Raw genomic sequence first — 13312 nt, forward strand, 5'->3', positions numbered from 1 at the left:
ATCTCACTAGGTACTCCTACACACTTTTTGCAGATTGATGTCTTTGTGTAAGATTTTCACTTTAGATTTACATATTATTCCACGCGAGGATTCGACAAATTTAGCGTTATTTTGATGAAGTGTGGCATTTGGTTAGAAGAGAGAATTTTTTGCGGTGGATTTTGGTGGGGGCGGTTTCAGTTTGATGTGCTGTGGTTTCACTTTTGGGGGTGACGATTCACTTTGGGGTGATGTGGTTTCACTTTGGGGCGTTGATGATTCACTTTGTTGTGCTGTGGTTTCACTTTGTTGTGCTGTGGTTTCACTTTGTTGTGCTGTGGTTTCACTTTGGGGCATTGATGATTCACTTTGTGGTGATGTGGTTTCACTTTGGGGCATTGATGATTCACTTTGGGGCGCTCTGGTTTCACTTCTGGGCGCTGTAGCTTCACTTTGAGGCGGTGACGATTCACTTTTAATACATGATTTCACATTTTGTAAAAAAAGCCTATTGCTCCTGCTTGAACAGGTAGCAATAGGCCTACAGCGTTATCACTTATTTTTTCTAGCTTTTAAAAATCCATCGACCCCGTTCCAGACTATGCTGATGATTAGTATGACAATAGTCCAGAATGTTACCCGACTCCAAATCCAATCGACGGTATCATAGCCTTCACTGCCCGCAGTAAGGACGTTTGCCTCTACCAATTCACTCATGAACGTTGGATTCCAAAAATCCATAGCCGTTACCATGAATAGAATGATAGCCATAGAAAGTGTATTTGAAACAGTTGTATATAAAACTAACTTATAGCTCCATTTTCCAAAAGCTAGTTTTAAACATTCGTTTAATATTCCAATACCTAAGATTAAAATAATGAATACGAGGTAGGTCCCATAATTTTGTTCATTCAAAAAAGGAACAACCCCATTAAATTCATCATGAAAAACCCAAACGCCTAAATAATCACTTGAAAAGGAAAACAGTACGATAAAAAATGCATAGAAAATAATACTCGTTACGGCTTCACCGCGTTTAACTCGACTATGCTCCACTGGAATCGGTGGCAAGTTAGTTGGCTTCCACTCTTCTTTTTCCCATTGTAAATCTTCCTTTTTCACATTACCCATTAACTCTCCCACAGCAAATCCAAATGTCGTCCACCCAAAAGCCATAGGCAATGCAGTAACAGCGGAAACAATCATATCAATGAAGTGATCTAAAATATTTACTGGATTGATAACGACTTGAATGGCGAATCCAACACCTATAGAAATTCCTACTACTGCTAATATAACCTTTAATATATAGAGATACGAGTCAAAAAGTTCTGGTCCTATCAGGTATTTTTTGGTGTTGCGATACTTATCCGCTAATTCTTTCGGCCTGCCCAATTCCAGCAATACTTCTTCTATATCACTTTCCGTGTAGTGATTTTTTCCAGACCGATCTTCCAACATGTCTTCAATTAAACCGCGAAGTTCAATAGCTATATCTTTCCTCTGTGATTGTGGCAGCTTTTGCGTAACTGCAAAGATATAACGTTCAACCATCTCCATCGATATCATCTCCCTTATTCTCGATCACATGATTTAAACTTGTCACAATACTTTTCCATTCAACAACGAGAAGATCATATACCTCTTTCCCTGTCTTACTGAGTAAATAATATTTTCTAGGCCGTACTTCATTGGTGTCCCACTCACTTTGCAATAGGCCTTGTTTTTCTAACCTCCTTAAAAGCGGGTATAATGTGCCAGGTTCTACATGGACCCCATTTTCGCCGAGCAACGTCACGAGTGAGTACCCATACTGCGGTTCAGAAAGCTGACTTAGTACCCCAATCGTAATGGTTCCCCGTCTCAGTTCCTGCATTAGTTTATCTAAATGCTCATGTGCATCTTTCATATGATCAACTCCTGTATTTATTATAGTGTATGACGCACACTATTGTACAGTGCTTAATAAAGTTTATTGTAAACTATTGTGTTGATAACTATTAGAAACAATAATTTATATTTTATGTGTACGTTTTAATGTATTAGGGGTTGGCAGGGGAGGAGAGATTGACCAATTAAATGTACTGGTTGGTAATATGGGGCATTGGACGATTTAATGTTTGTACGCGATTTTCCTGCTTTCCCGCGCGGCTTTCCTGATCTCTCGCGCGAGATCTCCGCTTTGTCGCTCGACTTTCCTGCTTTCCCGCGCGAGTTCTCCGCTTTGTCGCTCGACTTCGCATGATCTCAGTTCGCCTCGGATAAGCTCACCACAATCCAACCAAAAAAAACACCAATCGCATTTGGATTGGTGTTTTCTATTAACCTTTAATTGCACCTTCTGTCATGCCCTTGGATATACGTCTTTGGAAGATGGCGTACAGGATGATGACTGGTACGATGGCGATGACAAGGCCGGCGAATAAGGTCCCCCAGGCATTCGTATATTGTGCTTCACTGCTAATAAAGTCAATAGCTAACGCAAGGGTATAATTTTCGCTGGAATTCAGGAATATGAGTGCCATGAAATACTCGTTCCAAAATTGAATGGCGTTCATAATGGTAACAGTGATGATTCCTGACATACTGAGTGGCGTGATGATTTTCCATAATACTTTGTAAGGCGACATGCCATCCATTGCTGCCGATTCCTCTAAAGATCTAGGAATAGTACCAATAAAGCTTGTTAGAACAAAGATGGAAAATGGCAACTGACTTACGGCATACACAATCGCCAGTCCATAAATATTGTCTAATAATCCTAAATCTGATAGTAGGAAAAAGAGCGGGATCCAGCCAAGCACCATAGGGATCATCATGGCAGACACGTAAACGGTAAACAATATTTTACTGCCACGGAAGTTAATTCTCTCAATCGCATAAGCGGTGGGGATTGCTAATACAAGCGTTAAAACAGCTCCCACTACGGTTACGATTAAACTGTTGAAGACACTAACATCAATATTATAGTTTGTCCAAGCAGTAACGAAGTTGTCAAAACTGAAGGATTCAGGGAATCCCCAAGGATTTCGATAAATTTCTGCATTGGATTTAAAGGCTCCTAGAAACATCCAAAAAATCGGATACAATACTGCTAATGACCAAAGGATCAACGGAATCCGTATCCCTGTTCTACCAAGGATCTGGCCGACGCTTCGTTTCACAATAAATTCCTCCTCTTTATCGGTAATCCGTGCTAGTTAGTACTCTACTTTATCTCGGCGCATAATGAACTGAAGAATTAAGACAGTCAGTAAGGAGATGATCAAAATCATTACACCGATTGTGGCACCATAGCCGAAGTTATATTGTACAAAGGCCTGCTGGTAAAGATAAGAGCCCATTACATGTGTAGCGTTATTTGGCCCACCACCCGTCATGACCTGTACAATAATAAAGGAGCCATTTAATGTGGTAATCACGATATAGAGTATGGAGATTTTCACCTGAGGCCAGATAAGTGGGAGTGTTACCTTCCAAAATTGCTGCCATTCTGATGCACCGTCCAATTCTGCTGCTTCATAATAGCTTTTTGAAACATTGGATATTCCGCCCATTAGTAAAAGCATAAATAACCCAATACCTGCCCAAACCGATGGCAATACAAGACTTGGCAATGCCCAATCCTCGTCTCCTAGCCATGGTTTTGCTAAGCTTTCTAACCCAATAAATTCAAGCCCTGAGTTAACTAGACCAAGATTAGGATTGTAAATAAATGTCCAAAGAATCCCGATGACGACGACACTCATTATATTGGGGAAAAAGAAAACAATACGATAAAATGGTGCTTCCTTAATTTTAAGTTGGGTTAGGGCTACAGCAAAAAACAATGCCATAACCATAATGCCAATTACTTTTGTAGCTACAAGGAAATAGTCATGGATAATCGTATTTGGTATGATTGCATCTTTCACAAGCTTTATGTAGTTCGCCAAGCCAACAAAGTCCTTGTTTTGCGAGGAGCCTGACCAATCAAAAAATGAATAGTACAGACCACTAAACAGCGGATAAAGCGTAAATATGGCAAACAAGATAAAGGTTGGGATTAAACAAAAAGCCAGAAATAGGTATTTTTGCTTTTTTGACTGTACCATTTTATCCCTCTTTCATTAATTTGATTGAACAAAAGTGACACGCGCCGTTTAAAAACGTAGTGGCTGGACCAAAGTAACTGAGATAAAGGAATCACGATGAGACACGAATCGATGATGACTTATCGTAGGGCACTTTGGGAAGTCACCTAGTTTTTGGCGCTTGGAACTGGACGTGATTGAAAAAGTGGATCAGCAGGAGAGATAAGACTCCTGCTGATACCTGTTTTCCTATTCGTTACTGCCGCGATACTCTGCAGCTGCCTTTTCTGCTTCTTCTACAAATTCCTCTGCTGTTGAATTACCCAGCATTAGTGACATAAGCGCATTTCCAACCGGTGTTTCTAAATCAGCACTCATTGGATGTGGCTTGTTGTAAATTTGTACTTGTTCTGGATCATTGATCATTGCATTTGCTTCTGTTAAATATGCTGGTACCTTGTCGCTTTGCGTTAGGTCAACCTCTGTAAGGTTCATGATCGCGCCTGTATGCTCAGAGAATGACATTGCATATTCACGTGTGAAAGCAAACTCTACAAATGCTTTTGCAGCTTCTGGATTTTCCGCGTTTTCTGCAATAGCAAGTGGACGTAAATCTGGTACGATAGCATATGTTTCATCAGGTGCTTGCATTGGGGATGGAATGAACCCAAACTCAAAGCCCTCTGGAATATCATTTTTCATTTCATTTGGTAACCAGAATCCTACTGGAATAAAGGCATTGTCACCTAAAAGGAAATTCATTTGTGATTGGGTATGGTTAAGTGCACCAAGACCAGAATCAAACATTCCTTCGTCTGCCATTCTTTCTACTCGCTTCATTATTTCCAGAACTGGTTCACTTGTCCAAGCTCCTTCAGCACCTTGGATAACATCTGTTAACAACTCTTCTCCCCCGGCTGCTCCAAATGCAGGATAAAGCGCTCCACGAAGGAAGTAATATGGATGCTGCCCACTTGTTACAAATGGATCGATCCCTTCACTTTCCTTAATTTCTTCCATCGAACTCATTAGACTTTCAAAATCTGTTGGTACTTCATAGCCTTTATCCTCAAATTTTGCTCTGTCATACCATGTTCCCCATGTATCAAATACAAGTGGAAGCGTGTAGACATCCCCATCATAATTCGCTGGCTCTACAATAAAACTGTCAACAAGTTTGTCTCCGTTTTCTAGCTCAATATCTTGAAGCCAATCTGATAGATTCATAAGCTGCCCATCTTCTACCATTTGTGCTTCACTAGATCCAGCCCCGTCGATATACACGACATCAGGTGGATCATTGGATACCCAACGCGACCGCATTTCTTCGTTAATATTCGGTCCGGCATGCTCGATAACATTTACATCTGGGTACTCTTCTTTAAAACCTGCAATTACTTCTTTCCACCAAGAATCCCCGTATCCCCCTACAAAATACTGAAGCTCTAAATCTCCTGAAATACCACCCTCGCTACTACCTGAATCATTACCATCTGAATCTGCCTCTCCACCTGCATCTTCATCATTCGAGCAGGCGACAGTGAATGCGATTAGCAGCATGGCAACAAACAGAAACAAGATGTGGCTTTTCTTTATTCCCTTCATCCTAAAATCCCCCTTTGTTTAATTACTATTATATGAAACACACGAAGGCTATTAATGCCGTTCATGTTATTCCCCTATTAAGGACTTGATTGCTTCTCGTACATTACCAGCTGTAGCAATTAGGGCAACGTCTACTTCTTGGAGACTCTTTCCTGTCTTCAACATAATAATGGCTGGTTTTACTTTATAATCGGTTTTTTCCAATGCTTCCTCAGCTGATTCATAACTTGCCTCCGTAATGGCAATCACATTTCGCTTTGCCCTTTCCTTCAGCTTATAGTTGCTTGCATGGACATCGACCATAAGATTCTCATAAACTTTTCCAAGTTTCACCATAACGGCTGTACTAATCATGTTTAATACCATTTTATGTGAGGTTGCAGCTTTCATTCGGGTAGAGCCAGTTAAAATTTCAGGTCCTACGATTACTTCCATTGGACAGTCTACAAAACTGCTAATTTCAGAGTCTTTATTGCTAGTAAGCGAAGCTGTAAATGCACCAATTTTCTTGGCATATTTCACAGCTCCAATTGGATATGGTGTTCTTCCACTAGCGGTAATCCCAATCACAACATCCGCTGCAGTCACATTGCGATCTGTAATATCAAGAGCTCCCTGTTCTTCTTGATCCTCTGCTCCCTCAACCGCTTCGAAAAAAGCACCGTTTCCACCAGCCATGACCGTCTGGACTAATTCCGGTGGCGTCATAAAGGTTGGTGGGCACTCGGATGCATCCATAACACCAAGTCGTCCACTCGTACCAGCACCGACATAGAATAACCTTCCACCATTTTTTAATGCATTGTATACATGTGTGACGACTGTCTCGATTTGTGGCAGGACTTTTTCCACTGCTAAAGCGACCTGTTTATCTTCATCATTTATAAGCTGTAGGATGTCGCGAGTTGGCATTCCATCCAGATTCATAGAATTAGGATTTCTTTGCTCCGTAACCAATCCGGCAAGATTAGATAGGTTCATATGTATATAATCTCCTTATCTGCTAAAAGCTGAAATAAAATAAAATTTCAATTGGGGACTCTTACTATAATTAAAGCGCTTTCATACATTTTCTATAAGGAAGCCCGTAAAAAAATTCTTTAATTCTACCGACTTCTTTCATCTGCCAGCGTACTCCAATTTGTCATAGGTGTCTGTGCAGCTCTTTGTTTAGTTGTTTATATTATAGGGTGAATGATATTTTTTGTCAATTTTATTTTTAAAATAAGAAATAAAATTTCACAAAGCATATAAAGCGTCCCTTTGCTTAAACTTTTTCAGTAAAACTTATCTCTACCTAGCTTAAGTTGGAGCCGTTGGACGCTAGATTTATCTAGTTAATCACGTAAAAACATGACCGCTTCTCTTGATGCATCAAGGTGTTGGATTGTTTCTTCATAATGGTTGGATGCAAGACACATCAATAACATATCAACGACATGTAGCTGGGCAATCCGAGACGAGGTAGCCCCGCTGCGAAAGGTTGCTTCCTTTGCTGCAGACGTATGTAATAAAATATCAGCGTATTGGCTTACAAGGGAATTTCCATATTTCGTTATCCCTATCGTTGTAATGTCACGTTGTTTTGCCAACTGAAGCAATTTGGCAACTTCCTGTGTGTCCCCAGAAAAAGATATCCCGATCACGACATCTCCTTTTCCTTTGTTTGCAATCAGTGTTGCTGCTAAATGAATGTCTGAAAAGGAATAGGCATTTTTATCGATTCGCTGAAACTTTTGCTCTCCATCCTTGGCAGCAATATAAGACGCACCCACCCCAGCGAGTACGATAGAATTTGCATTCGCTAATGCTTCTACCGCCTTTTTCAATTGATTCTCATCGATAATATCCACTGTTTCCTTCAATGTTTGCACTGTATTTGCTGTCACTTTGTCTATAATACTTTTATAGGTTTCATTCGGCTCAATATCCCGGTAAACGGTTGCATCATCTGTCTGGAGATCCCCAGCTACTCGAATTTTTAATTCCTGAAATCCTTTAACGCCAAGTGATTTACAAAGCCGAATCACTGCTGCACTACTTGTATTACTTTTTTCCCCTAGACCGAGTGCCGTGAGATGGATCGCTTCCTGTGGATGGTCAATAATATATGTTGCAACCTTACGCTCTGATGGTGACAGACTGTTCACCATTTCTTTCAAAATCACGAGTCCGCCTTTAACATGTGCCATGACTTCACCTTCTTATTGTGTATTTTTCATCTGCTCTAACATATTTCGGCTTACTTGAATAGTTGCTTGTTTGTATGCTCCGATTAGCGAACCAGCCACTGGTGGAAATTCTGGTTGCACGAGGGTGATTGGAATATTTTCCAAATAGTCCTTTAAAAGGAATGGCATCACGGCTTTCTCTTGAAAAACACCACCACAAAGCACGACCTTTGTTTTCTCATCACCAGTAAATAGTGTACGATATAGTGCCATAATTTGGGAAGCAATGTCTTTGGCAGCCTGTTGTAAGATAGCTTGTGCCACGAGATCTTCTTGGGCATATGCTTGAAATACAATTCGGGATAATGGCGCAATAATCGTTTTCGGTTGTTTGGCATTATAGACTTTCTTTATAAGCTCCTGGGCTTGCGAAACTTGAAAATGCTCGTAAAGCATCTCAAGCAGAATGGTAGGTTCCCCTCTCCCATCAACCGATTTCAACGCCTCCGTTACGCCTGCTCTGCCTATCGCATAACCACTGCCCTCATCACCAAATAAATAGCCCCATCCGCCTACTCTTCCTTGATCACCAGCTTCATTCATCCCGTATGTAATGGAACCTGTGCCAGCAATCTGAACGATCCCCGCTCCCCCATACGTCCCAGAATATAAGGCGCAAACAGCATCCGGCTCAACAAAAACAGTTGCATGTGGAAGGAGCTTGGAAAGGATACTTTCTAATAAGGTTCGATTAGCTGGATTGGCTGACCCGGCAATGCCGGCATACACCCATTTTACATTCTTTAGCGGTGTTTTTCCCTCGTTATCCAATTTTAGAAAAAGGGTTTGGAACACTTGGCTAAGCTCTTGCTCCCCGACAGCATTTGGATTACTTGCCCCACTGATAGCCTGTGATAAAATGTTCCCTTTCTCATCTGCCAATACAGCATTAGTTTTCGTACCTCCACCATCTATTCCAATATAATATGCCATTTGTCTCCCTCCCCGCTTGATTGATTATCCAACACACATTACAAAATTTTATTTTAAATTCATAAGTAATTATTGAAATATTATTATAACATAAAATTTCATTTACTTTTATAGCAAACAAGTTGAAAATATCAGGAAAGTTTTCGATACAGAACTGAACTCCCTATCTACAAAGAAATAGCTCCATTCCTGAGAACAGAGCTATCTTCCACTATTTTTCTATTTTACTTACTGAATCCCTGTAGACAATTTGATGCGGGATAATAATTCGCTTAGCCGGTTCGTCCTTATTAAGTGTCAATTCAATCAGCGCTTTTGCTGACTGTGCTCCAAGCTGATGGATTTGTACATCCACCGTCGTTAAAGCAGGCCTGGTTATCTCCGATAAATAGACATTATTAAAACTTACCAACGACATATCAAAAGGAACATGGAAGCCCAGCTCCTCCAACGTACTTAGCACCCCTAAACTCATCAGGTCATCTGTTACGACAACGCCTGTTGGCTTCACATCAAGTGACAGGAGCTTTTCTACTGCTTCCCTACCACCAGATTTTAAAAACTCGGTGTGCAATTTATACGCCGGATTTTCTGAAATGCCCGCCTCTCGCATTGCCGCCTCATAGCCAGCTTCCCGGTCAACTGTCACAAATAAATCCTTCGCACCACCTATGAAAGCAATTCGTTCATGCCCTTGCTCAATTAGATAGGAGGTGATGTCTTTGCCTGCTTTAAAGTTATCATTGTCCACATGCGTAATATTGCTTACATTATCATACGGCTTTCCGACAATAACAAAAGGGAAGTTTGTTTCGATTAAGAAATCCGTAATCCGATCGTTTACACGGGAATACAGCAGAATAACCCCGTCAACATAGCTACCATAAACCATACGTTCCACTTCATTAAATATCTCTTCCTCTGTATCTCCACTCGATAGTGTCATGGAATACTGCATTTTATGTGTGATGGAACCAATTCCTCTTAGTACTTCGGGAAAAAAAGGATTTTGCAATGATTTATCAGCAGAAGATGGCAGAATAACGCCGATTGCTTTTGTTGATTTCGCGACAAGATTCCGGGCGTTTACGTTTGGGTGGTATCCCAGGTCCTTCATTGCTTTGCGAACCTTCTTTTTCGTATCTGGACTTATTCTTGGATTATCGGCAATCACTCGTGACACAGTAGAAGGTGAAACCCCTGTTGCCTTTGCTACATCTTTAATTGTTACCATTACCTTCACCCTCTAGTTTTTTTGGAAAGACCTTTTAATTAACCACAGGTATAGTGTTTCTTTGTTGACCATTTATTAAAAGCACCTGGCCATCATGTAATCCAATACCATTTATAGTAATCTCTTTATATTCAGGAATAAAATTCCCTTGTTTTTGAACAACATTAACTTCAACCTTAGCATTTGTTGAAATAACCTCAATATCTAACTTCAGATAATTCCCTTCTTCATGAGCAAATGTTTCACCATCATCGTCATAATACGTAAATTGATATTTTTCGCCTGCTATACCAGCATATATATTCATATTTACATTTCGGGGAGTTTTTTGAGTATTGGAAACCCATTCTCCTTGCATCAATGCTGTTCCTTGCTTTACAAAAATCGGTAAATCTTCAAGTTCAGCATGGATTAAGTATGTCTTTTCTCCTTCAAAAACCTCTCCCGTTGAAAATTCTACCCAATTTCCTTTTGGTAAATAAACAGCACGGTCTGTTATTGCTGGTTGTAATATTGGTGCAAAAATCACATTATCTCCAAGCATGAATTGATCATTTAAGTTATACGTTTTTTCATCCTGAGGATATTCCATTAGCAATGGTCGCATAACCGGCAGTCCTTTTTGACTTGCTTCATAAAACAGACTGTATAGTTGCGGCATCCACTCATAACGCATTTGAATGTAACGCTTCATAATTGCTTCATATTTTTCACCAAACTGCCATGGTTCCTGATAGCGGAACCCGATTGCAGAGTGATTACGGAAGAATGGCGTAAAAGCACCAACCTGGGTCCAGCGTGTTAATAATTCGGCATTCGTATCGTGCGCAAATCCACCAACGTCCGGCCCTGTAAAGGCTACACCCGATAATCCTAAGTTCATAACCATCGGAAGCGACATTTGAAGATGTTCCCAAAAACTACGATTATCACCTGTCCAAACTGATGCATATCGTTGCACACCAGCATACCCTGCACGAGTTAGTAAAAATGGTCGTTTACCATCTAATTGTTGCTTCATGCCTTCATAAGTTGCTTTCCCCATTAATAACCCATATACATTATGAAGCTCACGATGTGTTGTTGGTTTTCCATCATTTCGATGCATGACTTCAAGATCCATTGTTTTCGATTCATTAAAAACAGCTGGCTCATTCATGTCATTCCATATGCCTTCGACTCCTATATTAGTGTAAAAAGCGTGCTTCTCTCCCCACCAATTACGAACTTTTTCTTCTGTAAAGTCAGGGAATGCACTAACACCAGGCCAAACTTCCCCAAAATATGTTTCACCTTCTATATATTTACAGAATAGATCCTCATTAACTCCCTCTTGATAAATAGCATATTCAGCATCTTTTTTCACCCCAGGATCGACAATTGGTACTACACGAATCCCCATTTCACGTAAGTCACTAATTAATTTCTCTGGGTTTGGAAAACGTTCCTTATCAAAAGTAAAGACTCGATAACCATTCATATAATGAATATCCAAATGAATGACATCAACTGGGATATCCTTATCTATAAAATACTGTGCTAATTCACGTACTTCTGTTTCTGATTCGTAGCTATAACGGGATTGGTGATAACCTAGTGACCATTTTGAAGGAAGTGGAATTCTTCCAGTTAAATACGTATATTGCTCCAAGACTGATTTCGGTTCTGGTCCAGCCATAACATAATAATCTAGCTGACCACCCTCAGCTGAGAATGTATAGTACTCTTCTGAAGATGCCATATCAAATTTTGAACGAAAAGTATTATCAAAAAACACACCATGTGCTCTTCCATTACGCAGCGTCATGAAGTATGGAATAGATTCATATAAGGCATTTGTTTCTGGATTATGAGGAGCATAAACATCAGAGTTCCACATTTCAAATTTCTCATCTCGTTTATCTAAATGACCTGATTTTTCTCCAAAACCATAGAAATGATCGTAATCGTACATCTTTTTAAATGCTACCACTTCACCATTTTCCCGGTATGCCATGCCACGTTCGGTTTCTGATACCAGCTCTTTTCCTAGTTTATCAAAAATATCAACTCGGAAAGGAGCTTTTCTTATTTTTAGTTGGAGTTGTGAAGTAGCAAGGATTATAAATTCTCCCTTACTACTAGCTTCAACCTTAACTGTTTCAGGTTTCACAATGACCGATTTGGATTGGTTTAATATTGGATCGGTTTGTGGATTCATTGTAATTCTAACAATCGAACTTGTATAAAATTGAATTGCTACATTTCCACTTTCACAAGTGAATTTATATATAGTAGAAAAATCTTCTGCAATCAAGTTACCAATATCACGGTAAACAACTGCTTTTGAAGCCTGGTCCTTTCCTGGATGAATAGCAAAGCTAGTATCTTCAAGCATTAGAATACCTCCTGTAATCGTTTAAAATCTATCATTCTTATCCTTTAATTCCACCTGCAGTTAAACCAGATACAAAATACTTCTGTAGCGATAAGAATAAGATGGCTATGGGAACTGCGATTAAAATACTACCAGCAGCAAATAATGTAAACTCACTACCATATTGACGTGACACTAGCTCGTATAAGCCAACAGCTAGTGTATATTGTTCTGGCTGCCTTAGTAGGACTTTTGCTAAGATAAAATCTGTGAACGGTGTGATAAATGAAAATACGGCAACAACAGCAATCATAGGTTTTGCTAATGGCATAATAATTTGCCAGAAGATACGAAAATGTCCTGCTCCATCCATTCGAGCACTTTCATCTAATTCTTTAGGAATCGTTTCTAAATAACCCTTCATCAGCCATGTATTCATCGGAATAGCACCACCGATATAAATAAGAATCAAGCCTAGATGTGTATTAATTAGTCCTGTCACATTAGCTAGAACAAAGATAGCAATAAGTGCAGCAAAGTTTGGAATCATCTGCAGAATTAAAAATGTAACAAGACCATTTTTTCTTCCTACAAATTGATATCTTGAGAAGGAATAAGCCATTAAACTAATTGTAATTACAGAAGCAAGCATTGAAAGAATACTTACTTTGATGGTATTCCAATACCATGTAAGATAAAGACTCTCTTCTGAATTAAATAGCTCTTTATAATGTGACCATGTAGGATTATCTGGAATAATACTAGAACTCGAAATACTTGTGCCAGGGGTTAAGGAGGCGCCAAAAACCCAGACAAGTGGATAAATAATTACCACTGCCATGATAGCGATAATGAAATAGCTTGCTGTTATACGCACGATTTTTGATTGTTTTTTATTCAT

12 protein-coding genes are annotated in these 13312 nt (G+C 39.7%); 1 reads left to right on the plus strand and 11 read right to left on the minus strand.

From position 1 onward, the window contains the following. Positions 1–203 precede the first annotated feature (203 nt). Entirely contained in the window at positions 204–425 is a 222-nt protein-coding gene (locus tag BN988_RS08715; RefSeq protein ID WP_147629698.1) for a hypothetical protein, read from the plus strand. A gap of 106 nt (positions 426–531) precedes the next feature. On the opposite strand, the gene BN988_RS08720 is transcribed toward BN988_RS08715, so the two are convergent. The 11 genes from BN988_RS08720 to BN988_RS08770 form a co-directional block, all read right to left on the minus strand. Further along, positions 532–1539: an HAAS signaling domain-containing protein gene (locus BN988_RS08720; protein ID WP_036575256.1), complete on the minus strand. Its 1008-nt coding sequence runs from the start codon at positions 1537–1539 to the stop codon at positions 532–534. Next, positions 1526–1888, minus strand: a complete 363-nt coding sequence (locus tag BN988_RS08725) for a PadR family transcriptional regulator (RefSeq protein WP_036575260.1) — start codon at positions 1886–1888, stop codon at positions 1526–1528. Before BN988_RS08725 ends, BN988_RS08720 begins: the two co-directional genes overlap by 14 nt. Positions 1889–2300: 412 nt before the next feature. Beyond that, the gene (locus BN988_RS08730) at positions 2301–3143 is read right to left on the minus strand and encodes a carbohydrate ABC transporter permease (RefSeq protein WP_036575263.1); all 843 of its coding nucleotides are present in this window, start codon (positions 3141–3143) and stop codon (positions 2301–2303) included. 36 nt (positions 3144–3179) lie between these two features. Continuing rightward, on the minus strand, positions 3180–4073 hold the full coding sequence (locus BN988_RS08735; protein ID WP_036575266.1) for a carbohydrate ABC transporter permease: 894 nt from the start codon (positions 4071–4073) through the stop codon (positions 3180–3182). Between the two features lie 228 nt (positions 4074–4301). Continuing rightward, positions 4302–5657, minus strand: a complete 1356-nt coding sequence (locus BN988_RS08740) for an ABC transporter substrate-binding protein (protein ID WP_036575268.1) — start codon at positions 5655–5657, stop codon at positions 4302–4304. A 66-nt stretch (positions 5658–5723) separates the two neighbouring features. Next, positions 5724–6638, minus strand: a complete 915-nt coding sequence (gene murQ, locus BN988_RS08745) for an N-acetylmuramic acid 6-phosphate etherase (RefSeq protein WP_036575271.1) — start codon at positions 6636–6638, stop codon at positions 5724–5726. Between the two features lie 356 nt (positions 6639–6994). After that, a complete protein-coding gene (locus BN988_RS08750) occupies positions 6995–7849 on the minus strand; it encodes a MurR/RpiR family transcriptional regulator (protein ID WP_036575273.1) in 855 nt (284 codons plus the stop codon). Positions 7850–7861: 12 nt separating this feature from the next. Then, positions 7862–8821, minus strand: coding sequence for an N-acetylglucosamine kinase (locus tag BN988_RS08755; RefSeq protein WP_036575275.1), 960 nt, complete (start codon positions 8819–8821; stop codon positions 7862–7864). A gap of 211 nt (positions 8822–9032) precedes the next feature. Next, positions 9033–10055: a LacI family DNA-binding transcriptional regulator gene (locus BN988_RS08760; RefSeq protein WP_036575278.1), complete on the minus strand. Its 1023-nt coding sequence runs from the start codon at positions 10053–10055 to the stop codon at positions 9033–9035. A gap of 34 nt (positions 10056–10089) precedes the next feature. After that, positions 10090–12432 carry a glycoside hydrolase family 31 protein gene (locus BN988_RS08765; RefSeq protein ID WP_036575281.1) on the minus strand — a complete coding sequence of 781 codons (2343 nt, stop codon included), beginning with the start codon at positions 12430–12432 and terminating at the stop codon, positions 10090–10092. A 37-nt stretch (positions 12433–12469) separates the two neighbouring features. After that, the gene (locus BN988_RS08770) at positions 12470–13312 is read right to left on the minus strand and encodes a sugar ABC transporter permease (RefSeq protein ID WP_036575284.1); all 843 of its coding nucleotides are present in this window, start codon (positions 13310–13312) and stop codon (positions 12470–12472) included.

This window comes from Oceanobacillus picturae (assembly GCF_000612865.1).
GTDB classification, from domain to species: Bacteria; Bacillota; Bacilli; order Bacillales; family Amphibacillaceae; genus Oceanobacillus_B; species Oceanobacillus_B jordanicus.